This window comes from Ralstonia sp. 22111, assembly GCF_052045895.1.
GTDB classification, from domain to species: Bacteria; Pseudomonadota; Gammaproteobacteria; order Burkholderiales; family Burkholderiaceae; genus Ralstonia; species Ralstonia wenshanensis.
Window position 1 is genome coordinate 1 of sequence record NZ_JBQEPR010000002.1, and the last position, 25,858, is coordinate 25,858.

General features: G+C 64.5%; 23 protein-coding genes. 21 read left to right on the forward strand and 2 right to left on the reverse strand.

Features of this window, described 5'->3' with window-relative positions; translation table 11 throughout:
- From ACTJK4_RS06255 to ACTJK4_RS06315, 13 genes are all read left to right on the forward strand, one after another.
- Positions 1-991, forward strand: a 991-nt coding sequence (locus ACTJK4_RS06255) for a porin (protein WP_440816883.1), incomplete at its 5' end; no start/stop codon positions are given.
- A 176-nt stretch (positions 992-1,167) separates the two neighbouring features.
- A complete protein-coding gene (locus ACTJK4_RS06260; RefSeq protein WP_232041006.1) occupies positions 1,168-2,181 on the forward strand; it encodes a 2-dehydro-3-deoxygalactonokinase in 1,014 nt (337 codons plus the stop codon).
- 76 nt (positions 2,182-2,257) lie between these two features.
- Entirely contained in the window at positions 2,258-3,262 is a 1,005-nt protein-coding gene (locus ACTJK4_RS06265; RefSeq protein WP_392397748.1) for an arabinose ABC transporter substrate-binding protein, read from the forward strand.
- 33 nt (positions 3,263-3,295) lie between these two features.
- On the forward strand, positions 3,296-4,831 hold the full coding sequence (araG, locus tag ACTJK4_RS06270) for an L-arabinose ABC transporter ATP-binding protein AraG (RefSeq protein ID WP_440816887.1): 1,536 nt from the start codon (positions 3,296-3,298) through the stop codon (positions 4,829-4,831).
- 77 nt (positions 4,832-4,908) lie between these two features.
- Positions 4,909-5,856 (forward strand): L-arabinose ABC transporter permease AraH, encoded by a 948-nt coding sequence (gene araH / locus ACTJK4_RS06275; protein WP_373407695.1) that lies wholly within the window; start codon positions 4,909-4,911, stop codon positions 5,854-5,856.
- A 10-nt stretch (positions 5,857-5,866) separates the two neighbouring features.
- Complete coding sequence (locus ACTJK4_RS06280) at positions 5,867-6,781, forward strand: SMP-30/gluconolactonase/LRE family protein (RefSeq protein WP_440816890.1); 915 nt, start codon at positions 5,867-5,869, stop codon at positions 6,779-6,781.
- Entirely contained in the window at positions 6,762-7,646 is an 885-nt protein-coding gene (locus ACTJK4_RS06285; protein WP_440816893.1) for an aldose 1-epimerase, read from the forward strand. The genes ACTJK4_RS06280 and ACTJK4_RS06285 overlap by 20 nt, the downstream gene beginning before the upstream one ends.
- Positions 7,643-8,452: an SDR family oxidoreductase gene (locus ACTJK4_RS06290; protein WP_440816895.1), complete on the forward strand. Its 810-nt coding sequence runs from the start codon at positions 7,643-7,645 to the stop codon at positions 8,450-8,452. The genes ACTJK4_RS06285 and ACTJK4_RS06290 overlap by 4 nt, the downstream gene beginning before the upstream one ends.
- On the forward strand, positions 8,449-9,075 hold the full coding sequence (locus ACTJK4_RS06295; protein ID WP_343659082.1) for a 2-dehydro-3-deoxy-6-phosphogalactonate aldolase: 627 nt from the start codon (positions 8,449-8,451) through the stop codon (positions 9,073-9,075). The genes ACTJK4_RS06290 and ACTJK4_RS06295 overlap by 4 nt, the downstream gene beginning before the upstream one ends.
- A 20-nt stretch (positions 9,076-9,095) precedes the next feature.
- Entirely contained in the window at positions 9,096-10,244 is a 1,149-nt protein-coding gene (gene dgoD, locus ACTJK4_RS06300; protein ID WP_012762895.1) for a galactonate dehydratase, read from the forward strand.
- 115 nt (positions 10,245-10,359) lie between these two features.
- The gene (gene tkt / locus ACTJK4_RS06305; RefSeq protein WP_440816900.1) at positions 10,360-12,375 is read left to right on the forward strand and encodes a transketolase; all 2,016 of its coding nucleotides are present in this window, start codon (positions 10,360-10,362) and stop codon (positions 12,373-12,375) included.
- 86 nt (positions 12,376-12,461) lie between these two features.
- The gene (gap, locus tag ACTJK4_RS06310; protein WP_009241512.1) at positions 12,462-13,460 is read left to right on the forward strand and encodes a type I glyceraldehyde-3-phosphate dehydrogenase; all 999 of its coding nucleotides are present in this window, start codon (positions 12,462-12,464) and stop codon (positions 13,458-13,460) included.
- Between the two features lie 312 nt (positions 13,461-13,772).
- Entirely contained in the window at positions 13,773-14,816 is a 1,044-nt protein-coding gene (locus ACTJK4_RS06315; protein ID WP_232040997.1) for a LysR family transcriptional regulator, read from the forward strand.
- Positions 14,817-14,887: 71 nt separating this feature from the next.
- On the opposite strand, the gene fur is transcribed toward ACTJK4_RS06315, so the two are convergent.
- The gene (gene fur, locus ACTJK4_RS06320) at positions 14,888-15,319 is read right to left on the reverse strand and encodes a ferric iron uptake transcriptional regulator (protein WP_232040996.1); all 432 of its coding nucleotides are present in this window, start codon (positions 15,317-15,319) and stop codon (positions 14,888-14,890) included.
- 149 nt (positions 15,320-15,468) lie between these two features.
- Between fur and ACTJK4_RS06325 the strand changes: the two genes are divergently transcribed.
- The 8 genes from ACTJK4_RS06325 to ACTJK4_RS06360 all read left to right on the forward strand — a co-directional run bounded on the left by ACTJK4_RS06325 (position 15,469) and on the right by ACTJK4_RS06360 (position 24,800).
- Positions 15,469-16,125: an outer membrane protein assembly factor BamE gene (locus ACTJK4_RS06325; protein WP_232040995.1), complete on the forward strand. Its 657-nt coding sequence runs from the start codon at positions 15,469-15,471 to the stop codon at positions 16,123-16,125.
- Between the two features lie 125 nt (positions 16,126-16,250).
- Positions 16,251-17,042: a 4-hydroxy-tetrahydrodipicolinate reductase gene (gene dapB / locus ACTJK4_RS06330; protein ID WP_440816905.1), complete on the forward strand. Its 792-nt coding sequence runs from the start codon at positions 16,251-16,253 to the stop codon at positions 17,040-17,042.
- A gap of 178 nt (positions 17,043-17,220) precedes the next feature.
- Positions 17,221-19,854, forward strand: coding sequence for a leucine--tRNA ligase (gene leuS, locus ACTJK4_RS06335; RefSeq protein ID WP_440816908.1), 2,634 nt, complete (start codon positions 17,221-17,223; stop codon positions 19,852-19,854).
- A 30-nt stretch (positions 19,855-19,884) separates the two neighbouring features.
- A complete protein-coding gene (locus ACTJK4_RS06340; RefSeq protein ID WP_440816911.1) occupies positions 19,885-20,409 on the forward strand; it encodes an LPS-assembly lipoprotein LptE in 525 nt (174 codons plus the stop codon).
- 25 nt (positions 20,410-20,434) lie between these two features.
- The gene (holA, locus tag ACTJK4_RS06345; RefSeq protein ID WP_232040991.1) at positions 20,435-21,511 is read left to right on the forward strand and encodes a DNA polymerase III subunit delta; all 1,077 of its coding nucleotides are present in this window, start codon (positions 20,435-20,437) and stop codon (positions 21,509-21,511) included.
- Between the two features lie 73 nt (positions 21,512-21,584).
- Positions 21,585-22,865, forward strand: coding sequence for a glutamate-5-semialdehyde dehydrogenase (locus tag ACTJK4_RS06350; RefSeq protein WP_440816914.1), 1,281 nt, complete (start codon positions 21,585-21,587; stop codon positions 22,863-22,865).
- Between the two features lie 85 nt (positions 22,866-22,950).
- Positions 22,951-23,373, forward strand: coding sequence for a CopD family protein (locus ACTJK4_RS06355; protein WP_027680553.1), 423 nt, complete (start codon positions 22,951-22,953; stop codon positions 23,371-23,373).
- Between the two features lie 17 nt (positions 23,374-23,390).
- A complete protein-coding gene (locus ACTJK4_RS06360; RefSeq protein WP_440816918.1) occupies positions 23,391-24,800 on the forward strand; it encodes a THUMP domain-containing class I SAM-dependent RNA methyltransferase in 1,410 nt (469 codons plus the stop codon).
- 33 nt (positions 24,801-24,833) lie between these two features.
- On the opposite strand, the gene ACTJK4_RS06365 is transcribed toward ACTJK4_RS06360, so the two are convergent.
- Positions 24,834-25,841: a response regulator gene (locus ACTJK4_RS06365; RefSeq protein ID WP_316870191.1), complete on the reverse strand. Its 1,008-nt coding sequence runs from the start codon at positions 25,839-25,841 to the stop codon at positions 24,834-24,836.
- Positions 25,842-25,858 lie beyond the last annotated feature (17 nt).

Sequence of the window (25,858 nt, forward strand, 5' to 3'; positions counted from 1 at the left end):
TGCACAAACCAACGTCACGCTGTACGGCCGCGTCGCCAGCGGCATCGACTACCAGAACAACGTCGCCCCCACCGCGACCTCGCCGGGCGGCAGCCTCTGGCGCGCCGCCGACAACCAGTGGGGGACCAGCATGTTCGGGTTCATGGGCAAGGAGGATCTCGGCGGTGGCCTGCAGGCGCTCTTCCGGCTCGAGTCCGGTTTTGGCGCGGCCCAAGGCCGGACCAACGGCGACGCGTTGTTTAATCGGCGTTCGTACGTCGGCCTGTCCAGCCCGACCTGGGGCACGTTGACGGCCGGCAAGAACCTCTTCATCAGCAACGACGTCTGGTTCCTCGACCCGACCGGCCAGCAGTTCATTGGCTCGGCCACGCTGGTGCGCGGGCGCAACTGGCCGGGCGCCAACAACGTCGTCGAATACCAGAGCCCGACCTGGGGCGGCTTCCAGATCGGCCTGCAGACCGGCCTGGGCGAGCAACCCGGCTCGTTCACGAACAGCCGCCGCGATGGCGTGTCCGCCGTCTACAAGACGGGCCCGCTGGAAGTGCGCGCGATCTACGACGTGATCCGCGACGGCAACGGCAAGTTCAGCGACATCTTCAATTTCTCGAAGGAAGCGACGATCGGCGGCACGTACACCATCGGCAAGGCGAAGCTGTTTGCGGCGTATGAAAACCTGTCAGCGCCGGATGCTGCTGCGGGCGCCCCGACCAAGGCCAACCACTACTGGCTGGGCATCAACTACGAAGTCACGCCGGCGCTGACGCTGATCGGCGCGGCCTACCGTGTCAACGTGAACCATGGCGGCGGCAACGCCAACCTCTTCATGGCCGGCGCGAACTACAACCTGTCCAAGCGCACGATGCTGTACGCGAGCGTCGGTACGGTGCAGAACAGCGCCACCGCCAACTTCTCGGTGGAGGCGACCAACAACAACCCGGCCCCGGGCAAGAACCAGCTGGGTGCTTACACCGGTATCGTCCACTCGTTCTAAAAAACCGCTCATGATCCTGTTGCGCGCCCCGAACTCGACTGTGCGACGTTGCCGCTTCCCAACGAGGTCTTCATGGGTGGCGGCGTTTTCCAAGTCAACCTCGGGCCGCTCGCCGCGGATCATGAAAGGGTTTTAACCCCGGGCTCCGTCCCACGTCACACCAAGCAATGCCACGCATGAACATCCTCACCATCGATACCGGTACCACCAACACACGCGTCACGGTCTGGCGCGATGACGTTGCGCTCTGCCAGGCTGCGCGCCAGGTTGGCGTGCGCGACACCGCCATCACCGGCAACCGGACGACGCTGCAGCGCGGCGTGCAGGACACCATCGAAGCTGCGCTGCAGAAGGCCGGTTTCGGTATGAGCCAGGTCGACTTGGTGCTGGCGTCCGGCATGATCACCTCCAACGTCGGCCTGCACGAAGTACCGCACCTGGTGGCACCGGCCGGCCTGCGCGACCTGGCGGCGGGGATGGTGCAGGCGACCATCCCGGAGGTGTGCCCCCAGCCGATCTGGTTTGTGCCGGGCGTGCGCAATCCGGTAGACAACCTCGGCCTGCACAACATCGAGTCGATGGACATGATGCGCGGCGAAGAGGTCGAGACCATGGGTTTGGTCTCGCGCCTCGGCATCACGGAACCTGCGGTGATCGTGCTGCCGGGCTCGCACTCGAAGTTTGTGCATCTGGATGCTGACCAGCGCATCACCGGCTGTGTCACGACGCTGGCGGGCGAGCTGCTGCATGTGATCACGCACAACACCATCCTGGCCGACGCGCTCGACTCCGACTTTGCTACCGAGGTCGATCCGGAAATGCTGCTGTCCGGCGCGCGCAGCGCCAGCAGCATCGGACTGGGGCGCGCCTGCTTCATGGTGCGCACGCTGGGCCAGTTCACGATCTACGAGCGCAATGCGCGGGCCAACTTCCTGCTGGGCGCGGTGCTGGGCGCGGATCTGCTCACGCTCAAGAACAGCAGCGCGATCCGCATGAACCCGGGCACGCAGTTCGTCATCACGGGCAAGCCGCTGCTGCGCGAAGCGCTGGCCGTGCTGGTGTCGGACGACGATTTCTTCTCGGGCAAGGTCACCGTCACCAGCAGTGAACAGCAGGAGCACCTGGCCGGCAGCGGCGCGATCGCCATCGCACGCGAGCGCGGCCTGGTCAAAACCTTGAAGGTGGCGTAAGCCGGGCGCGCACGCCATTCCATCTTTCATCCAACGCAGAACAGATGCCGCAAAGACGGCATCGCAAGGAGACAACATGCAACAACAACGACGCGGGACATTCAAGGCCATTGCGGCCGCCACGCTGTTTGCCATGGCCGGCGGCCTTTCGGTGTTTGCCCATGCAGCCGACGAAGTGAAGATCGGCTTCCTGGTCAAGCAGCCCGAAGAGCCGTGGTTCCAGGACGAATGGAAGTTCGCAGACCAGGCTGCCAAGGAGAAGGGCTTCAAGCTGGTGAAGATCGGCGTGCCTAGCGGCGGCGAAGTGCTGACCGCCATCGACAACCTTGGCGCGCAGCATGCGCAGGGTTTCGTGATCTGCGTGCCCGACGTGAAGCTGGGGCCGGCGGTCGTGGCCAAGGCCAAGCAGAACAACCTCAAGCTGATGACGGTGGATGACCGTTTGGTGGATGGCGCAGGTAAGCCGATCGAGTCGGTGCCGCACATGGGCATCTCGGCCACGAAGATCGGCGAACAGGTGGGCGATGCCATCGCGCAGGAAATGAAGAAGCGCGGCTGGAATCTGTCGGAAGTCGGTGCCATCCGCATCGCCTATGACCAGTTGCCGACCGCCAAGGAGCGCACCGACGGCGCCGTCGCCGCGCTCACCAAGGCGGGCTTCCCGGCTGCCAACGTGCTCACCAGCCCGCAGGCCAAGACGGATACCGAAGCCGCGTTCAACGCCGCCAACATCACCCTGACCAAGAACCCGAAGTTCAAGCACTGGATTGCGTTCGGCCTGAATGACGAAGCCGTGCTTGGCGCCGTGCGTGCAGCGGAAGGCCACGGCGTGAAGCCGGCGGACATCATCGGGGTGGGCATCGGCGGCAGCCAGTCGGCGCTCAACGAGTTCGCCAAGCCCGAGAAGACAGGTTTCTTCGGCACCGTGCTGATCAGCCCGAAGCGTCACGGCTACGAAACCTCGGTCAACATGTACGAGTGGATCAAGAACAACAAGGCGCCGGACCCGCTCATCCTGACCAGCGGCCGCCTGATGACGCGCGACAACGAAAAGGCCGTCCGCCAAGAGATGGGTTTGTGATTTTGCGGATGACGTTGTTGAAGGAGACTTGCCATGTCGGCGTTTCTTGAGTTTCGTGGCATCAGCAAGGTGTTCCCGGGTGTGCGGGCGCTGTCCGATGTGTCGTTCGGCATCGAATGCGGTCGCGTGCACGGCTTGCTGGGCGAGAACGGCGCGGGCAAGTCGACGCTGTTGAAGATACTGGGCGGCGACTATCAGCCCGATGGCGGCCAGATCCTCGTCGAGGGAAAGCCGACGACGTTCCCGACCACGCGGGCGGCGCTGGATGCCGGCATTGCCGTCATCCACCAGGAACTGCAGACGGTGCCCGAGCTGACGGTGATGGATAACCTGCTGCTCGGCCACCTGCCGGCCAGCGGCGGCTTCATCCGGCAGCGCGAGGCGATGGCCTGGACGCGCGAGCAGCTCGGCCGCATCGGCGTTGACCTGGACCCGCGCGCCAAGCTGAAACACCTGTCGATCGGCCAGCGCCAGATGGTCGAAATCTGCAAGGCGATCCTGCGCGACGCGCGCGTGATTGCGCTGGATGAGCCGACGAGTTCGCTGTCGATACGCGAGACCGACATCCTGTTCCGTCTCGTGAAAGACCTGCGCGCGCAGGGCCGGGCCCTGATCTACATCTCGCACCGGCTCGATGAGATTTTCGAGCTGTGTGACGGCTGCACGATCTTCCGCGACGGCCGCAAGGTGGCGGATTTTCCGGCGATGGCCAACGTCACGCGCGACGAGCTGGTGGCCCAGATGGTCGGCCGCCAGATCGACGACATCTTCGATTACCGCGCGCGCCCGCTGGGTGATGTGCGCTTGCAGGTAGATGGCCTGATGGGCCCGAAGCTGGCCGAGCCGGCAAGCCTGTCCGTACGCCGCGGCGAGATCGTCGGCCTGTTCGGGCTGGTGGGTGCGGGGCGCTCGGAACTGGCGCGATTGATCTACGGCGCCGATCGCAAGACGGCGGGCAGCATCACGCTCGATGGCGCGCCGATCCGCATCCGGGATGTGGCCGACGCCATCCGCCAGGGCATTGTCCTGTGCCCGGAAGACCGTAAGGAAGAAGGCATCATCGGCTGCCGCTCGGTGTCGGAAAACATCAACATCAGCTGCCGGCGCAACCAGCGCCGCTTCGGCCTGTTCGTCAATGACCGCCAGGAAGCGAAGACGGCTGATCACTACATCAACCGGCTGCGCATCAAGACGCCCAACCGCGAACAGCCGATCCGCCTGCTGTCGGGCGGCAACCAGCAGAAGGCCATCCTGGCGCGCTGGCTGGCCGAAGACGACATGCGCGTGCTGATCATCGATGAGCCCACGCGCGGCATCGACGTCGGTGCCAAGAACGAGATCTACCAGGTGCTGTACGAGCTGGCCGAACGCGGCGTGGCCGTGCTGATGATTTCCAGCGAATTGCCGGAAATCCTCGGTGTGGCCGACCGCGTGCTCGTGATGAGCGAAGGCCGCATCGCCGGCGAATTGCCGCGCGAGCAGGCCAATGAGCAGGCCGTGCTCAAGCTCGCGCTGCGACCTGAATCTGCGCCGCTGCCGTCTGCCCCCATGCCGCCGCTGGCTGCCTGAGAACCCCGGAGTCCAAGATGTCCCAGTCTCAACCCCTGCAACATTCCGATGCGCTCGCCGCATCGGCACGCTCTGCCATGAACAAGACGCGCCTGCTTCGCCTGCTGGACGATTTCAGCCTGCCGCTGATCTTCGCCATTCTCTTTGCCGCGCTGTCGTTCTCGGTCGAGTACTTTTTCTCGTGGCAGAACATGGTCGGCCTTGCGTTGTCCGTCTCGCAGATCGGCATGGTCGCCTGCACAATGATGTTCTGTCTGGCGTCGCGTGATTTCGATCTGTCGATCGGCTCCACGGTGGCGTTTGCCGGCGTGCTGTGCGCCATGATCATCAACGCCACCGGCAGCATCGCCTTGGGCATCGGTGGGAGCCTGGTGGCGGGCGCGATCATTGGTGGCGTCAACGGTTTCGTGATCGCCAAGCTGAGAATCAACGCGCTGATCACCACGCTGGCCACGATGGAAATCGTGCGCGGCCTCGCCTTCATTGCCTCGCATGGCCAGGCGGTGGGCGTGTCCGACATGGATTTCTTCGACCTGGGCAACACCATCGTCTTTGGCGTGCCGACCCCGGTGTGGGTGGCGGGGCTGTGCTTCGTGGTGTTTGGCGTGCTGCTCAACAAGACGATCTACGGCCGCAATACGCTGGCGATTGGCGGCAACCCGGAAGCCGCGCGGCTGGCCGGCGTGAATGTCAACATGACGCGCATCGTCATCTTCCTGATCCAGGGCGTGATTGCGGCGCTGGCGGGCGTGATTCTGGCGGCGCGCATCACCAGCGGCCAGCCGAATGCGGCGCAAGGCTTTGAGCTGAACGTGATCTCGGCCTGTGTGCTGGGCGGCGTGTCGCTGCTGGGCGGCCGCGCCACCATCAGCGGGGTGCTGGTCGGCGTGCTCATCATGGGCACCGTGCAGAACGCGATGAACCTGCTGAACATCGACGCGTTCTACCAGTACCTCGTGCGCGGCGCGATTCTGCTGGCGGCGGTGCTGGTCGACCAGTTGAAGAACCGCGGCGGCCGCGAGTGAGGCGCCGCAGATGACAACCGCAATCACGCTTTCCGATCTGCGCTGCACGCTGGGCGAAGGCATCGTCTGGGACGACGCCATGCGTGTGCTCTGGTGGACCGACATCCAGGAATCGCTGCTGTGGCAGCACGATCCGGCGACGGGGCAGGAGCGCCAATGGCCGCTGCCGCAACGCGTGGGCTCTTTCGTGCTGACGGACGAACCCGGCGTGCTGATCCTCGGCCTTGCCAAGAACATCGCCCGCTTTGACACGCGCACCGGCACGCTGACGCTGCTGGCCCACGTCGAGCCCGACAACCCGACCACGCGTGTCAACGACGGCCGCGCGGATCGTTCCGGCAACTACGTCTTCGGCACCATGCACGAAGGCGGTCCGGAACCCACCGGCAGCTTCTATCGCTTCACGCCGATGGGCACGTTGCAACGCCTGGCGCTGCCGCACATCGCCGTTGCAAACAGCATCGCCTTCAGCCCCGACGGTGGGACCATGTATTGGTGCGATACGCACAGCCGCCGTATTCACGCGTGCGATTACGACGGGCAGACCGGCGCAGTCGCCAATATTCGTGTCTTCGCCGATCTGCGCGACCAGGATGCCGATGGTGCCCACAAGGGCTCGCCCGATGGCTCCACCGTCGACGCAGACGGCTGCCTCTGGAACGCCGAGTGGGGCGGCAACCGCCTGACGCGCTACGCAGCGGACGGGCGCGTGCTGGCGCGCGTGTCCGTGCCGGCATCGCAGCCCACATGCCCGGCCTTTGGCGGCGAGGCGCTCGGCACGCTGTATCTGACGACGGCGCGCGACGGTCTGTCGGCGCATCGCCTGGCAGAAGACGTCAACGCTGGCGCGACGCTGCAGCTTGCCGTACCCAACGTACGCGGATTGCCGGAGGGCCGGTTCGGCCATGCCTACGTTGCGGCTTGAAAACGGCACGCTCCGCGCCGAGGTATTGCCCGAAGCCGGTGGCGGGTTGCTGCGTTTTGATCTGCTGCGCGATGGCGATGTTGTGCCCATCTTCCGGCCGGGCGAGGCAGACGCCGCACTGCGCGATCCGAGAACGCTCGCCTGCTATCCGCTGGTGCCGTGGTCCAACCGCATCGGCGGCGGGCGCTTCTCGTTCCAAGGGCAGACCATCGAAGTGCCGCGCACGCGTGACGACGAACCGTATCCGCTGCATGGTCACGGCTGGCTGATGCCGTGGGAGGTGGTCTCACAAACAGACACGTCGGTCGAACTCGCCGCAACGGTCGACCACGGCCGCCCGTTCCGCTATCAGGCGATGCAGCGCTACACGCTCGCGGGCAACACGCTGGACATCGCGCTGACGGTACGCAACGAAGGCGCACCGCTGCCATTCGGGCTGGGCGTGCATCCGCTCTTTCCGCGCACGCCCGATGTTCGGTTGCTCGCGTGCGCAACCGCGATGTGGCAATCCGGGCCGGACTATCTGCCGACCGATCTGCAGGCGCCATCTGTGGACGCAGATTTTTGCAAGCTGCGGAAGCTGGAAGCCCGTGCCGCCATCAATCACAGCTTTGAAGGCTGGGATGGCCACGCCGAGATCGTCTGGCCCAGCCGCCGCATGTCCGTGCAGATTGCCGCCGACACGTCGCGCTATGTGCTGTACACCCCGGCCGAGTACGACTTCTTCTGCTTCGAGCCGGTCGACCACGCCATCAATGCGCACAACCTGCCGGGCCTGCCGCAAGACCATGGGCTGACCATTCTCAGCACCGGCCAGAGCCTGCAGCGCAGCTATCAATTCACCGTGAATCGTCCCGACGCATGACTGCTTCTTCCGTGTCTTTTCCGCCGCGTCTTGCCGGCAAGGTCGCTCTGGTGACGGGCGCCACGCAAGGCATTGGCGGCGCGATTGCCAAGCTCTTCGCGCAGCACGGCGCACGCGTGATCGTCAACACGCTGGTGCGTGACGAACGTGCTGAAGCCTTCGCCGCCGAAATTGGCAACAGCGTTGGCAACGAAGCCAACATCCTCCTCGTGCAAGCCGACGTGCGCGATCGCGCCCAGATCGACGCGATGGTCGCTGCTGGCGTCGAACGCTTTGGCGGGATCGACGTGCTGGTCAACAACGCCGGCATCAACGTATTTTCCGATCCGCTCACGTTGAGCGAGGACGACTGGGCGCGTTGCCTGTCCGTCGATCTGGAAGGCGCGTGGCACTGCGCGCGTGCCGTGCTGCCGCACATGCTGGCGCGCGGGGCGGGCAGCATCGTCAACATCGCGTCAGTGCATGGGCACAAGATCATTCCTGGCGCGTTTCCGTATCCGGTGGCCAAGCATGGGCTGATCGGGCTCACGCGTGCGCTGGGCATTGAATATGCGGCGCGCGGTATCCGCGTGAATTCGATTTCGCCGGGGCTGATTCTCACGCCCATTGCCGAGGCCGGCTTTGCCGCCGCACCCGACCCCGAAGCCGAACGCCGCCGCCAGGCCGAACTGCTGCCGTGCAAGCGCATCGGCGAGCCCGAAGAGGTGGCCTACACCGCGCTGTTCCTCGCTTCCGACGAGGCGCGTTTCATCAACTCGACCGACATCCTGATCGATGGCGGGCGCTCGCAGCTCTATCACGAATGACCTGGACAACCCACCTTCCGCTGATCGCCATCTTGCGCGGCATCCGGCCTGACGAGGTGCTGGCGCACACGCAGGCGCTCGTCGATGCCGGTTTCGATGCCATCGAAATTCCGCTGAACTCGCCCGACTGGGCGCAGAGCGTGCAGCTTGCCGCACGTGCTTTTGGCGACCGCGCGCTGATTGGCGCGGGCACCGTGCTGCGCCCCGAAGACGTTGACTTGATGGTCGCGGCCGGCGGCAAGCTGGTCGTGACGCCCAATACGAATGCAGACGTGATCCGTGCCGCAGCCGCACGCAAGCTCGTTACCTGCATCGGCTGCATGACCGCCACCGAAGCTTTTGCCGCGCTCGACGCGGGCGCGCAGGCGCTAAAGATTTTTCCGGCCGGCGCGCTTGGCCCGGGCTACGTGCGTGCGCTCAAGGCCGTGCTGCCCGCCGAGGTGCCGGTGTTTGCCGTCGGCAGCATCACGCCGGAGAACCTCGCCGATTACCTTGCCGCCGGCTGCATCGGCGCAGGCCTCGGCAGCGACCTGTATCGCCCTGGCCAGCCCGTCGAGCGCACCGCCGAACGCGCACGCGCCTTTGTCACCGCCTACCGCACCGCCCAATCCGACCGCACCTGAACGCACCATCGATTCGATCCATGAAAATCACCCGCCTGACCACGTACCGCCTGCCGCCGCGCTGGATGTTCCTGAAAGTCGAGACCGACGAGGGCGTCACCGGCTGGGGCGAACCCGTCATTGAAGGCCGCGCGCGCACGGTGGAAGCGGCGGTGCACGAGCTGTCCGATTACCTCATCGGCCAAGACCCGAGCCGCATCAACGACCTCTGGCAGACCATGTACCGCGCCGGTTTCTACCGTGGCGGCCCGATCCTGATGAGCGCCATCGCCGGCATCGATCAGGCGCTGTGGGACATCAAGGGCAAGGTGCTGGGCGTGCCGGTATACGAACTGCTCGGCGGTCTCGTACGCGACAAGATGCGCACGTACAGCTGGGTCGGCGGCGACCGTCCGGCCGACGTAATTGCAGGCATGAAGGCGCTGCAGGCCGGCGGCTTCGATCACTTCAAGCTCAACGGCTGCGAAGAGATGGGCATCATCGACACGTCCCGCGCCGTCGACGCGGCGGTCGCCAAGGTCGCCGAGATTCGCTCGGCGTTCGGCAACACCGTCGAATTCGGGCTCGATTTCCACGGCCGCGTGTCTGCGCCGATGGCCAAGGTGCTGATCAAGGAGCTGGAGCCGTATCGCCCGCTCTTTATCGAAGAACCCGTGCTGGCCGAGCAGGCAGAAACCTATGCCCGCCTGGCCGCCCACACGCATCTGCCCATCGCCGCTGGTGAGCGCATGTTCTCGCGCTTCGATTTCAAGCGCGTGCTGGAAGCGGGCGGGGTATCGATCCTGCAGCCGGACCTGTCTCACGCCGGCGGCATTACTGAATGCGTGAAGATCGCCGCCATGGCCGAGGCCTACGATGTGGCGTTGGCGCCGCATTGCCCGCTTGGCCCCATCGCGCTGGCCGCTTGCCTGCACGTAGATTTCGTGAGCTGGAACGCCACGTTGCAGGAACAGAGCATGGGCATTCATTACAACAAGGGCGCTGAACTGCTCGATTACGTGCGGAACAAGGCTGATTTTGCGCTGGAAGGCGGCTATATCCGCCCGCCGCGCCTGCCTGGCCTGGGCGTGGATATTGACGAGGCATTGGTCATCGAGCGCAGCAAGGAAGCCCCCGACTGGCGCAACCCGGTGTGGCGCCACGCCGACGGTTCCGTCGCGGAGTGGTAAGCCGGGCGGGGGAGGGGACGTCGTAGCACGTTTTACTGACCGCGATCACCCCAGCCGGGTCATTCCCGTCTGGTAAAATCGCGGTTTTCCCGCCTATCTCCTGCCGCAGGTTCGCATGACCGCCCCCGCCCTCCACTCGAATACCACCCAGCCTACCCAGTTGATGGCCAGCGCCATTCGCGTGCTTGCCATGGACGCCGTCCAGCAAGCCAATTCGGGCCACCCCGGCGCGCCGATGGGCATGGCGGATATCGCCGTGGCACTGTGGAGCCGCCACCTGCGCCACAACCCGCTGAACCCGCGCTGGCCTGATCGCGACCGCTTTGTGCTGTCCAACGGCCACGGCTCGATGCTGGTCTACGCGCTGCTCCACCTGACCGGCTATGACCTGCCGATGTCGGAACTGAAGAACTTCCGCCAGCTGCACAGCAAGACCGCCGGCCACCCGGAATACGGCATCACCCCGGGCGTGGAAACCACCACCGGCCCGCTGGGCCAGGGCATCACCAACGCCGTCGGCATGGCACTGGCCGAACGCCTGCTGGGCCAGGAATTCAATCGCCCGGGCTTTGACATCGTCAACCACCACACCTATGTCTTCCTGGGCGACGGCTGCCTGATGGAAGGCATCAGCCATGAAGCGTGCTCGCTGGCTGGCACGCTCAAGCTGAACAAGCTGATCGCGCTGTGGGACGACAACGGCATCTCGATCGACGGCGACGTTGTCCACTGGTTCAACGACGACACCCCGAAGCGCTTTGAAGCGTACGGCTGGAACGTGATCCGCGCCGTCGACGGCCATAACGTTGCCGCCGTGGACGCCGCCATTGCCGAAGCCAAGAAGTCCGACAAGCCGACCCTGATCTGCTGCCGCACGCTCATCGGTAAGGGCGCGCCCAACAAGGAAGGCGGTCACGATGTGCACGGCGCCCCGCTGGGCGGCGTTGAAATTGCTGCCGCACGCGAAGCGCTGGCCTGGCCGCACGCTCCGTTCGAAGTTCCGCAGGCCGTGTACGACGCCTGGGATGCCAAGGGCCAGGGCCAGGCACTGGAAAAGGCTTGGAATGCCCTGTTCGATGCGTATTCCGAGCGCTACCCGGCCGAGGCTGCGCAGTTCGAGCGCCGCATGCGTGGCGAACTGCCGGAAGCCTTCGACAAGGCCGTCGCCGAGTTCATCGAGAAGTGTGAGCAGAAGGCCGAGACCATTGCCACGCGCAAGGCCAGCCAGAATACGCTCGAAGCCTACGGCCCAGTGCTGGGCGAGTTGCTGGGCGGCTCGGCCGACCTGACCGGCTCGAACCTGACCAACTGGAGCGGCAGCAAGGCCGTGCGTGTGGATGCCTGGGGCAACCACATCAACTACGGTGTGCGCGAGTTCGGCATGAGCGCCATCATGAACGGCATCGCGCTGCACGGTGGCTACATTCCGTACGGCGGCACGTTCCTGACGTTCTCCGACTACAGCCGCAACGCGCTGCGCATGGCCGCACTGATGAAGATCCGCTCGATCTTCGTCTTCACGCACGACTCCATCGGCCTGGGCGAAGACGGCCCGACGCACCAGTCCATCGAGCACGTTGCCAGCCTGCGCCTGATCCCGAACATGGATGTCTGGCGCACCGCCGACACGACCGAAACCGCCGTCGCCTGGGCCGCCGCCATCGAGCGCCAAAACGGCCCGAGCTGCCTGATCTTCAGCCGCCAGAACCTGCCGTTCCAGGCGCGCAACCCGGCCACGCGCGAAGCCATTGCTCGCGGCGGCTACGTGCTGCGCGATGCCCCCAACGGCAAGCCGGACGTGGTCATCATCGCCACCGGTTCGGAAGTTGGCCTGGCAGTCGGTGCAGCAGACCAGCTCGCCGCCGAGGGCATCCACGCGCGCGTGGTTTCGGTGCCCGCCACCACCGTGTTCGACAAACAGGATTCGGCCTACAAGGCGAGCGTGCTGCCGGCCGGCGTGCCGCGCATCGCCGTGGAGGCAGGCGTGACCGATTTCTGGTGGAAGTACCAGGTACAAGCCGTGGTCGGTATCGACACGTTCGGTGAGTCGGCCCCGGCGGGCGTGCTGTTCAAGCACTTCGGCTTCACCGTCGAGAACGTGGTGAACACCGCCAAGAGCGTCGTTGCTTAACTGAATTTGCGTATGCGGCACCCACGAGGTGCCGCGCTGGTTTTTATCGCACCGTCGATTTCTTTTCTGCTATCAGGAGACTGACCATGACCATCAAGATCGGCATCAACGGCTTCGGCCGCATCGGACGCATGGTGTTCCGCGCCGCCGCCGCCAACTTCAAGGACATCGAAGTCGTTGCCATCAACGACCTGCTCGAGCCCGACTACCTGGCGTACATGCTGAAGTACGACTCGGTGCACGGCCGCTTCGACGGTGAAGTGTCGGTCGACGGCAACACGCTCGTCGTCAACGGCAAGAAGATCCGCCTGACCGCCGTGAAGGATCCGTCCGAGCTGAAGTGGGGCGAAGTCGGCGCCGACGTGGTGATCGAATCGACCGGCATCTTCCTGACCAAGGAAGGCGCGCAGAAGCACATCGACGCGGGCGCCAAGAAGGTGATCATGTCGGCCCCGTCCAAGGACGACACCCCGATGTTCGTGTACGGCGTGAATCACGAAACGTACAAGGGCGAGGCGATCATCTCCAACGCTTCGTGCACGACCAACTGCCTGGCACCGGTTGCCAAGGTGCTGAACGACAAGTGGGGCATCAAGCGCGGCCTGATGACCACCGTGCACGCTGCCACCGCCACGCAGAAGACCGTTGACGGCCCGTCCAACAAGGACTGGCGCGGCGGCCGCGGCATCCTGGAAAACATCATCCCGTCGTCCACTGGCGCCGCCAAGGCCGTGGGCGTGGTGATCCCGCAACTGAACAAGAAGCTGACCGGCATGTCGTTCCGTGTGCCGACCTCGGACGTGTCGGTCGTTGACCTGACCGTCGAACTGGAAAGCGCCGCCACGTACGCTGAAATCTGCGCCGAAATGAAGGCACAGAGCGAAGGCGCGCTGAAGGGCGTGCTGGGCTACACCGAAGACAAGGTCGTCGCTACGGATTTCCGCGGCGATGCACGCACCTCGATCTTCGACGCCGAAGCCGGCATCGCACTCGACGGCACCTTCATCAAGGTCGTGAGCTGGTACGACAACGAGTGGGGCTACTCGAACAAGTGCCTGGAAATGGCGCGCGTGGTCGGCAAGTAATCCCGATCAATGGAACAGACGAACGCGCCTTCGGGCGCGTTTTTCATAAGTGAGCGAAGCGGAGCAGCCGTCACAGCCACGCGCCACTCCGCGCATGTTCGATCCCGGTTTGTTAAGAACTGAAAAGAAACGTTTGCGGGCGGGCAAGTTTCGAATTCGCGCTACAGGAATTCGCTTTGAAAATCGGGTTGCAGTCCGTACACTGAACAATTACTACATTGTGATGTGGCGGGCTTTTACGCCGCATCCGACCCATTGCCTCGGCAATGGTTGCCTTTCCAGTTTTCCAACGTGTTCGAGCCAAGGCGTCCCATGGTCAACGTCGATACCAAGCTGCTGGTGATTTTTGTTGAGCTGCTCAGCAAGCGCAACGCCACCTACGTGGCTGAAAAGATGCACATGACCGCACCGGCTGTCTCGCATTCGCTGGGCCGTCTACGCGAAATTTTCGACGATCCCCTCTTCATCCGTGTGCCGCATGGCCTGACTCCCACGCCCAAGGCGCTGGAACTGGGCCCCAAGGTGCGCGAGATGCTCGACTTGTGGGCCGCCATCAACGAAGGCGACATCGCCACGTTTGACCCGGCCGAAGCCACCGGCACGTTCAATGTCAGCTTTGCCGGCACGCTGGGCGATGCGCTGTTCGATCGCTTCCTGTTGCGCATCAAGCGGCTGGCGCCGGCACTGCAGGTGCGCCTGACCGAGTCGTCCTCGTGGGAAGCCGATGTAGCCGCCATGCGCGCCAACGAGCTGGATCTGGCGTTCTCGCCGTTCCCCACGCGCCACCCTGAGATCATGGAAGAGGTGGTGACCTCCTTCAACATGTGGGTCTGCGCACGCAAGGACCACCCGATCCTGGGCGAACGCTGCACGCTCGAGCAATACCTCGACTGCGAGCACATCTTCATCGCGCAGGGCAGCCCCGGCAGTCGCGTCGCTCCCTCGCTCATTCCACTGGACTACGCCTTGCAGCAGCGTGGCCTCAAGCGCAACTCGACCATGACCGTGCATAGCTGGCGCACACAGGGCGAAGTGGCCGCCCAGACCGACATGATCTTCACGGTCAACTCGCTGATGAAGGATATGGTCTGCAAGATGTACGACCTCAACGCGTTCCCGCTGCCGGCGGAGCTTGAAACCGTGCTGGGCCTGAACATGCTGTGGCACCGCAGCCGCAACACGCATCCAATGCTGGTGTGGGCGCGTCAGCTCTTCAAGCAGGTCGTGGCCGAATACACCGGGCAGGCGTCGGGTGTTCCGGCGCATCCGCCCATGCAAGCCAATGCGCACGGCAAGGCCGAGAAAGGCGGCCAGGGCGACGCAGAAAAGGAGGGCGAGACGCGGTTGTCCGTCTGACATCCGCCATCTCGCCGCTCCAATGAAAAACGGCCGCAGACGATGCGGCCGTTTTCTTTTGCGATAACGCTTCAGCGCTTTGGTCGGTGCGGGCAGGCTTCCTTCACGCAATTGCCATAGAGCGACAGCGCGTGCTCCTGCAGCGCAAAACCGCGCGCTCGGGCAATGCTCTGCTGGCGCTGCTCGATCTCGGCATCGAAAAATTCTTCCACGCGGCCGCAATCGAGGCACACCAGGTGATCGTGGTGCTTGCCTTCGTTGAGTTCGTAGATCGCCTTGCCGGATTCGAAGTTGTTACGTGACAGCAGCCCCGCCTGCTCGAACTGCGTCAGCACGCGATAGACCGTGGCCAAGCCAATGTCCATGTGCTCGGCGAGCAGGATGCGGTACACGTCTTCGGCGCTCATGTGGCGCTCTTCGCTGGTCTGAAAGATCTCGAGGATCTTCAACCGCGGCACCGTGGCTTTCAGACCGATGTTCTTGAGGTCTGCAGGACTCGGCATGCGCCAGGCTCCCTAGAGTACAATGTTCGGATTCCAATCATAAGGGTTTTGGCGGCAAAAGTCCTATTGACGGGCCTGCACGATGTGCCTGGCCCTCGCCGATTCCTCCTGTACCGGCATGTCCGGAACCGTTTGAAGGCCGATCGCTCATGACCTTTTCCTTTGCGCGCAGTCCTGTCCGTTTTGCCCACTTCGCCCGTCGCGGCGGTCTGTTGGTGGGTGCCATGCTCGCTGCGTCGGCGTTGCTGGCCGGATGCGGCACCTATGACAGCACCACGCGCAAGATCGCCAATGCCATCACGCCGTATCGCATCGATATCGTGCAAGGCAATTTCGTTTCGCGCGAACAGGCGGCACAGCTCAAGGAAGGCATGACGCGCGACCAGGTACGCTTCGTACTGGGCACGCCGCTGTTGACGGATATGTTCCATGCCAACCGCTGGGACTACATCTTCTCATTCAAGCGCGGTAATACGGCCGTTGTGCAGGAGCGCAAGCTGACCGTGTGGTTTGACGGCGATCGCCTGGCCAAATGGGTGGGCGCGGATGAACTGCCGTCCGAATCGGAGCTGATCTCCGAAATCGACGGCATCAAACGCCCGAAGAAGGACGCCGCGCAGGCCGCCGCTGCTGCCGGCGCCGCACCTGCAGCGCGTGCGCCGTCGATTCCATCGGCTGAAGCAGCCGACCGTGTGCAGTCGACCACCGGCTCCAAAAACAAAGTTGACGTGACGTTGCCGGAGCACCGCACCGGCGGTGGCGGTACCGACACCAGCGTTCCGCCGCCGGCCACCACGTCGCCCTGAACGCCCAGGGGCGCACGTAGCCAGAGCACCGGCACACCATCTCTTCGAGCGAGCGGCGGACGGGTTCCGCCGCTTGTGCGTTTTACAGACCGCTTTCTCTTTTGCAGCTTTTCGCTTCCACCGACATGAAAATTGCGATTGCAGGCGCCTCGGGCCGCATGGGCCAGATGCTGATCGACACCGTACTGCGCACGCCGGGCGTGACGCTGGGCGCCGCCCTGGACCGCCCGGGCAGCGATGCCGTGGGCCAGGACGCAGGCGCCAAGCTTGGCAAGACCACCGGCGTGATCGTGACCGACGACGTGCGCGCCGGGCTTTCGCAGGCCGACGTGCTGATCGATTTCACGCGTCCTGACGCAACGCTCAATCACCTGAATGTGGCGCGTGAGCTGGGAACTGCCGTGGTGATCGGCACGACCGGTTTCACGGCCGAGCAGAAGGCCGGCTTCAAGACCTACGGTGAATCGATCGGCGTGGTCTGGGCACCGAACATGAGCGTGGGCGTGAATGCGACCTTCAAGCTGATCGAAGTCGCCGCCAAGATCCTGGCGCAGGGTTACGACGTCGAGATCATCGAGGCGCACCACAAGCACAAGATTGACGCGCCGTCGGGCACCGCGCTCAAGATGGGCGAGATCGTGGCCGAGGCACAGGGCACCAAGCTGGCCGACCGGGCCGTCTATGCGCGCGAAGGCGAGACCGGCCCGCGGGAGCTGGGCACCATCGGTTTTGCCACCGTGCGCGGCGGCGACATCGTGGGCGACCACACCGTGCTGTTTGCCGGTGACGGCGAGCGCATCGAGATCACGCATCGCTCCAACACGCGCCAGTCGTATGCCGAAGGCGCCGTGCGCGCTGCAATCTACGTAGCTGGCAAGAAGGGCTTGTACGACATGAACGACGTGCTCGGCCTGTAAATCAGGCGGGCTGGAAAGGGGCGCCGGCAGGCCTGTCCGGCGCCCTTTTTCTCCACTCGCGATCGCCCGGATGGGGCGGGTGGCGACGGTATAATCGGGCTTTTTCCGTTATTCAATCCGGCTGCGCGCGTTGGTGGCGCGGCTGCAATCGCCCGGGGCACCCGGACGACCCATCACCATGCAAGACAAATACTCCCCGTCTGAAGTCGAACAGCAAGCGCAGCAACACTGGCAGGCCCTGGATGCCTACCGCGTGACCGAACACGCGCGCGCTGCTGACGGCTCGGACAAGCCCAAGTTCTACGCCTGCTCGATGCTGCCGTATCCGTCGGGCAAGCTGCACATGGGCCACGTGCGCAACTACACGATCAACGACGTGATGACGCGTCAGCTGCGCATGAAGGGATACAACGTGCTGATGCCGATGGGCTGGGACGCCTTCGGCATGCCGGCAGAAAACGCGGCCCTCAACAACGGCGTAGCACCGGCTGCATGGACGTACGACAACATCGCTTACATGAAGAAGCAGATGCAGTCGATGGGCCTGGCGATCGATTGGTCGCGCGAAGTGGCGACCTGCAGCCCCGACTACTACCGCTGGAACCAGTGGCTGTTCCTGAAGATGCTCGAAAAGGGCATCGCCTATCGCAAGACCGGCACCGTGAACTGGGACCCGGTTGACCAGACCGTGCTCGCCAACGAGCAGGTGATCGACGGGCGCGGCTGGCGCTCAGGCGCGGTCGTGGAAAAGCGTGAGATCCCGATGTACTACCTGGGCATCACCAAGTATGCGCAGGAGCTGCTCTCCGACCTCGACCCGCTTGGGTGGCCCGAGCGCGTCAAGCTGATGCAGCAGAACTGGATCGGCAAGAGCGAGGGTGTGCGCTTTGCCTTCCCGCACAACATTTCCGGGGATGACGGCAAGCTCATCAACGACGGCAAGCTGTACGTCTTCACCACGCGTGCGGACACCATCATGGGCGTGACCTTCTGCGCCGTGGCCGCCGAGCACCCGATTGCCGCGCATGCTGCGCAGGCCAACCCGGCACTCGCCGCGTTCATCGACGAGTGCAAGCACGGCAGCGTCATGGAAGCCGACATGGCCACCATGGAAAAGAAGGGCATGCCGACCGGCCTGACCGTCACGCACCCGCTCACGGGCGAATCCGTGCCGGTGTGGGTCGGCAACTACGTGCTGATGACCTACGGCGATGGCGCCGTGATGGGCGTGCCCGCGCACGACGAGCGCGACTTTGCCTTCGCCAACAAGTACAGCCTGCCGATCAAGCAAGTCATTGACGTGAAGGGCCAGCCGTACGACACGACCACCTGGGCCGAGTGGTACGGTGACAAGGAGCACGGCGTGCTCTTCCACAGCGGCAAGTACGACGGCCTGAACTACCAACAGGCCGTTGACGCCGTGGCAGCAGATCTGGCTGCACAAGCCCTTGGCGAAAAGAAGACCACCTGGCGCCTGCGCGACTGGGGTATCTCGCGCCAGCGCTACTGGGGTACGCCGATTCCGCTGATTCATTGCGAGAGCTGCGGTGTCGTGCCGGTGCCCGAGCAGGATCTGCCGGTGCGCCTGCCCGAGGATCTCGTTCCGGACGGCACGGGCAACCCGCTCGCCAAGGACCCGCGCTTCCTGGAGTGCACGTGCCCGTCGTGCGGCAAGCCCGCGCGCCGCGAGACCGACACGATGGATACCTTCATCGATTCGTGCTGGTACTACATGCGCTATACGTGCCCGGACGGCGACACCATGGTCGACGCCCGCAACGATTACTGGATGCCGATGGACCAGTACATCGGCGGTATCGAACACGCCATCCTGCACCTGCTGTACGCGCGCTTCTGGACCAAGGTCATGCGTGACCTGGGCCTGGTCAAGTTCGACGAACCGTTCACCAACCTGCTCACGCAGGGCATGGTGCTCAACGAGACGTACTACCGCGAAGACGCCTCGGGCAAGAAGCAGTGGATCAACCCGGCCGATGTCGACGTACAGACCGACGAGCGCGGCCGCCCCGTGGGCGCCACGCTCAAGGCTGACGGCCAGCCCGTGGTGATTGGTGGCGTGGAGAAGATGTCGAAGTCGAAGAACAACGGCATCGACCCGCAAGCGCTGATCGACCAGTACGGTGCCGACACGGCGCGCCTGTTCACGATGTTCGCCGCGCCGCCCGAGCAACAGCTCGAGTGGAACGACGCCGGTGTGGAAGGTGCCTCGCGCTTCCTGCGCCGTCTGTGGAACTTTGGCGTGGCCCATGGCGACGCCATTCGAGCCGGTCACGGCAATGGCGTCGTGGCGGGTGCAACGGATGCCGATCGCACGCTGCGTCGCGAGCTGTACACCGTGCTCAAGCAGGCCAACTACGACTACGAGCGCCTGCAGTACAACACCGTCGTCTCGGCGACGATGAAGATGCTCAACGCGCTGGAAGGCGCCAAGGACGCCGGCGCCGATGCGCGCCGCGAAGCCCTGGGGCTGCTGCTGCGCGTGCTGTATCCGGTGGTGCCGCACATCACGCACGTGCTGTGGACAGAACTGGGCTACGCCGGCGTGTATGGCGACTTGCTCGACGCCCCGTGGCCGCAGGTCGATGAAGGCGCGCTGGTGCAGAGCGAGATCGAACTCGTGCTGCAGGTCAACGGCAAGGTGCGCGGCAGCATTGTCGTGCCCGCCGATGCCGACCGCGCTGCCATTGAAGCGATTGCCGCCAAGGATGAAGCGGTCCAGAAATTTGCTGAAGGCAAGCCGCCCAAGAAGATCATCGTGGTGCCGGGCCGTCTGGTGAACGTGGTGGCCTGAGCGGCCATCCCACTCAAGGAACGCATGGTTATGTCGTTGTCCCGAGGTTTGTCCCGCCGCCGCTTTGGTCGCGCTGTCCTTGCCGTGGCGATCGCGCTGCCGGCGTTGTCCGCCTGCGGCTTCCACATGCGGGGCAATACCGATTTCGCGTTCAAGCGGCTGTACATCAATCTGCCGCAGAACTCGCAGATGCGGGCGCAGTTGCGTCGCTTGGTCGACAACGGTTCCGACACCATCATCGTGTCGGACAAGAAAGACGCCGATGCGCTGCTTGACGTGCTGGCCGAAGACCGCGTGAAGACCATCTCATCGCTCACGCCGCAGGGCGTGGTGCGCGAATACCGCATCACGTATCGCTTCCGCTTCCAGCTGCGCGATGCGCACGACAACTTGCTGATTCCGCCATCGGAAATCACGCAGTTCCGCGATCTCTCGTATAACGAGACGCAGGTGCTTGCCAAGGACTACGAAGAAGCGGCGCTCTACCGCGACATGCAGGGCGATACGATCAACCAGCTCGTGCGGCGTCTGGCCGCCGTGAAGCTGCGGTCGTAAGCGGCGGATCAGGGCAAGGTTTGCCATGCAATTGCGGCTCGATGCGCTCGAAGGTCATCTGAAGCAGGCCACCGCCAAGGGGCTCGCGCCGCTGTACGTGGTGCATGGCGACGAGCACCTGCTCGCGCTGGAAGCCGTCGACGCGCTGCGCCAGGCCGCACGCGCGCAGGGCTTTACCGAACGTGAGGTGATGAGTGTCGAGCGCGGCTTCTCATGGTCGCGGGTGACCGAGGCGCAGCAATCGATGTCGCTGTTCGGGGATCGCAAGATCGTCGAGCTGCGCATTCCGTCCGGCAAGCCCGGCAAGGATGGCGGCGAAGCCTTGCGCGCATTGGCTGCGGGCACACCGTCCGGCCCCGCCACCGATACCCTCACGTTGATCACGCTGCCGCGTCTGGATTTTGCGACTGCCAAGTCGGCGTGGTTTGCGGCGCTGGAGGGCGCGGGCGTGTCGATCAAGGTCGATTCGGTGGATCGCACCAAGCTGCCCGGCTGGATTGGCGAGCGCCTGGCGCGCCAGCAGCAGCGCGTGGAGCCTGGCGAGCCCGGCCGCCGCGCGCTGCAGTTCATTGCCGACCGTGTGGAAGGGAACCTGCTGGCCGCGCATCAGGAAATCCAGAAGCTTGGTCTGCTGCATCCGCCCGGCGTGCTGACGTTCGACGATGTGCACGATGCGGTGCTCAACGTGGCGCGCTACGACGTGTTCAAGCTGTCGGAAGCCATGCTGGCGGGCGATGTGCCGCGGCTGGTACGCATGCTCGAAGGCCTGCGCGGCGAGGGCGAAGCGACCGTCCTGGTCCTCTGGACGTTGACCGAAGAAATTCGCGTATTATCAAAAATCGCCTCGGGCGCGGCCCAGGGCAAACCGGTGGCGTCCATGCTGCGGGAGCTTCGGGTCTGGGGCCCGCGCGAGCGGCTGGTGCCGCAGGCGGCCCAGCGGCTGTCGCAGCGCGAGCTGGAAGGCGCGCTCTCGATGGCTGCCAAGCTGGATCGGCAGGTCAAGGGGTTGCGCGAACCATCGCTTCCGGCTGAACCATGGGATGGCCTGCTGCAACTGGCGATGCGCATCGCGCGGCCGGGCAGCCTCCCGGTGCCGGCCTGATCCGCGCCATCGGCGCAAGCCTCCGAATTGTCCTCACACTGAATTTGCCGGCAGTCCGCCGGTCGCGATGATCATGAAGCAGCTCGACGTGAACGAATACATGGCCCTGGTCGGCCGTCAGGCGCGCACCGCCTCGCGCGGCATGGCACGTGCCGGCACCGCGCAAAAGAACCGCGCGCTGTTGCATATTGCGGCCGCCGTCCGTCGCGATGCCGCCAAGCTCAAAGAGATCAACGCCCGCGACGTCGAGCGTGCCCGCGCCAACGGCCAGGATGCAGCCTTCATCGACCGCCTCACGCTGACCGACCGCGCCATCGATTCCATGGCCGCTGGCCTGGAGCAGATCGCCTCGCTGCCCGACCCCATCGGCGAGATCAGCAACATGAAGTTCCGCCCGACCGGCATCCAGGTCGGCCAGATGCGTGTGCCGCTTGGCGTGATCGGCATCATCTATGAGTCGCGGCCGAACGTGACGGTGGATGCCGCGGCGCTGTGCATCAAGTCGGGCAACGCGACCATTCTGCGCGGCGGCTCCGAAGCGATCGAATCGAACGGCGCGCTGGCGGCGCTCATCGAGGAAGGGCTGGCCGATGCTGGCCTGCCTGCCAATGCTGTGCAGGTGGTGGCCACCACGGACCGCGCGGCGGTCGGCAAGCTCATCACCATGACGGAGTACGTCGATGTGATCGTCCCCCGCGGCGGCAAGAGCCTGATCGCGCGCCTGATCGAAGAAGCTCGGGTGCCGATGATCAAGCACCTGGACGGCATCTGCCACGTCTACATCGACGTCGATGCCGACATCGAGAAGGCCGTGCGCGTGTGCGACAACGCCAAGACGCAGCGCTATGCGCCGTGCAACACGATGGAAACGCTGCTTGTATCGCGCGACGTGGCTGCACGCGCGCTGCCGCCGCTGGCAAAGATCTACCAGGACAAGGGTGTGGAACTGCGCGTGTGCCCGGCCACGCGTGCCATGCTGGAAGCTGCCGGTTTCGGCAATCTGAAGGACGCCGTTGAGGCCGACTGGCACACCGAATACCTCGCGCCGATCCTGTCGATCCGTACCGTCGACGGCCTGGACGCCGCCATCGAGCACATCAATACCTACGGCTCTGCACACACCGATTCCATCATCACCGAGAACTATTCGACCGGCATGCGCTTCCTGCGAGAGGTCGATTCGGCCAGCGTGATGATCAACGCATCCACGCGCTTTGCCGATGGTTTCGAGTACGGCCTGGGCGCCGAGATCGGCATCTCCAACGACAAGCTGCACGCGCGCGGGCCGGTCGGGCTGGAGGGGCTGACCTCGTTGAAGTACGTCGTGTTCGGGCACGGCGAGATTCGCACCTGATTTCGCTTGCTGCACGTTAAGCGCCGCCACGAGCGGCGCGCTGTTTTTTCCGATCGCGCTTCACACCATTCACGGGACGGTTCGCATGCTCTGGGTCAAAGCCTTTCACATCGTCTTCATTGCGTCGTGGTTTGCCGGGCTGTTCTATCTGCCGCGTATCTTCGTCAATCTTGCGATGGAAACCGAGCGTGCGGCCATCACGCGCCTGCTGATCATGGCGCGCAAGCTGTTTCGTTTCACGACCATGCTGGCGATTGTCGCGATCCTGTTGGGGCTGTGGCTGTTCCTGGGATATCGCATCGGGCTGTATCCGCCCAATGGCTGGATGCATGCGAAGCTCGCGCTGGTGCTTGTGACGATCGGTTACCACCATGGCTGCGGCGTGCTGCTGCGCAAGTTCGAGGCGGGCGCCAACAAGCGTTCCCACAAGTTCTACCGCTGGTTCAATGAACTGCCGGTGCTGTTGTTGCTGGCGATTACGATCCTGGTGGTCGTGAAGCCATTCTGATTTTTTCTGGTTTTCCGATGGCAACTGCTTACTTCGCGCCATGCCCCCGCGGGCTGGAACAGGCGCTGGCCGATGAACTGGCCGAAATCGCCATTCGCCCCGAGGTGGACGAGCTGGCCGCGTTCGAGGTGGGCCGCACCGTGCCGGGCGGCGTGCACTTCTTCGGCACGCAGGGCGCGGCGTATGCCGTCAACCTGCACAGCCGCATTGCCAGCCGCGTGCTGATGCGGCTCGGCTCGCGCGGGTATCGCTCGGAGGACGACATCTACGCGCTGGCCGCCGCGCAGCGCTGGGAAGATTACTTCACGCCCGACGAGATGATCCGCGTGGACGTGACGGCGCACAAATCGCCGTTGCAAAGCCTGAAGTTTGTCGGCCTGCGCGTGAAGGACGGGGTGTGTGACCGCTTCCGCCAGCGCATGGGCGCGCGCCCGAGCGTCGATACGGTCTCGCCCGACGTACGCATCTACGCGTACCTGACCGAGACGGACTGCACGATCTACCTCGACACCACCGGCGAGCCGCTCTTCAAGCGCGGTTGGCGCCAGGAAAAGGGCGAGGCCCCGCTGAAGGAGAACCTCGCCGCCGGCATCCTGCGCCTGACGGGCTGGACGGGTGCCCACGGCATGCCGTTCTACGATCCGATGTGCGGCAGCGGCACGTTCCTCGTTGAAGCTGCGCAGCGTGCGCTTGGCATTGCGCCAGGCGGGCAACGCGCCTTTGCCTGCGAGTGGTTGCAGGGCCATGACGCCAAATGTTTCAAGCGCCTGCGCGAAGCCGCCGCCGATGCGGCCGCAGCATCTATGCGCCGTGCGCCGCCGTTGGTTGCTGGTGCCGATATTTCCACCGACATGCTCGCCTATGCCGCTGCCAACTGGCAACGTGCCGGCCTCCCGGGCGAGCCAGTGCTCAAGCAGGTCGATGCGCGCTTCGGCAAGCCGCCATTCGAGACTGCCGGTGTGTTGCTGATGAATCCCCCATACGGCGAGCGTATTGTGGTGCGTGGTGCACACGGCTCGCGCCGTCGCCGGCCGGAAGGGGAGGGTGAGGAAGATGGCACCGTGTTCGAGCGCGCCAGCCGCGCCATGGGCGCCCCGCGCGACGACGGGCGCCGTCCGATGCGTGAGCTGCGTCAGCCCGAACCGCCACCGCCCGTCGACCCCGAGGAAGAGGCCGCCGCCAACGAATTTGCGCAGGCCTTTGCCGGCACGCTCAAGCGCGAGTTCGCGGGCTGGAAGGCCTTCGTCTTTACCGGCGATCTCTCGATGCCGCGTCGCATGCGGCTGAAGGAATCGCAGCGCACGCCGCTCTACAACGGCAACATCGAATGCCGTCTGTTTCGCTTCGATATGGTGAAGGGCGGCATGCGCGATCGACCCGAGCGGCCTGCACAGGACGGTACTTCAAACGACAACGCCGACGCATAAGCATCGGCGTTGTGTGACAACTGCGGGCCCGTTTCAGGCGGCCTGCAGATCCTGAAAATGCTCCATCCACGCCGCGAGTTGATCCGGCGTGAGCTGCGTCTGGTTGTCCAGCAGGCGCAGCTTCACCGTCGCGCCATCGCGCTCTGCCGTGAGCGACCAACCTTTGCCGTCGAGCCACAGCAGGAACGCCAGCCACTTGGCATGCGATTCCGACACCTTGTGCGTGGACGCCGCCTCCAGGAATTCCGTCAGCGCGGTGAGATCCACTACCGCCGCCGCATCGCTGCCCGACGGCGAGACCTTGCCGTGAAGCACCTCAGCCAGCACTTCCAACGCTTGCGCCGCGGGCTTGCTGTCAAAGCGCGATGACAAGTCCAGATATGCCTGCCGCACTGCGTGGCTGAACTCGCCGGTGCGCAGGCTTTCTTCGCCGACCAGCTCGGTGTAATCCTTCATCGCCCAGTCGGGCTGTGCCAGCGATTGCAGGCCAACGGCTGCTGCGGCGCGCAGGTAATCGTTGACGGCGCTGAACGACGACAGCCCCGACACCGCGAGGTACAGCGTCTGCAGCGCGCCGATGCGATGCGTGAGCGTCTGGCTTTGGCGTACGGTCATCTTCTCGCGCAGCAGCGCGTCACGCTCGCGGCGCAGATCGGAGAATTCCAATGCCTGCTTCAGTTCCACGCGCAGTGCGGTGATGTCCCACGGCTTCTTGATGTAACGGTGAATCTGCCCTTGGTTGACTGCCTCAACCGTGTCTTCGATTTCGGAGTAGGCGGTGGTCAGGATGCGCACGAGGTGCGGATAGCGCTCGCGTGCGTAGCGCAGCAGTTCGTTGCCGAGTTCGCCGGGCATGCGCTGGTCCGACACGAGCACGCCCAGCGTGGCGGCGTGCTGGTCGAGCATGCGCTTGCCTTCTTCGACCGAGGTGGCGGTGACGACCGGCGCGAGTGAACCGATGGCACGGCCGAAGTAAGTCAGCGCCAATGTCTCGTCGTCCACGTACAGGATCTTGGGCTCGTTGCCCCCGGGATTGGTCATCCGTCACTCCTCATAGC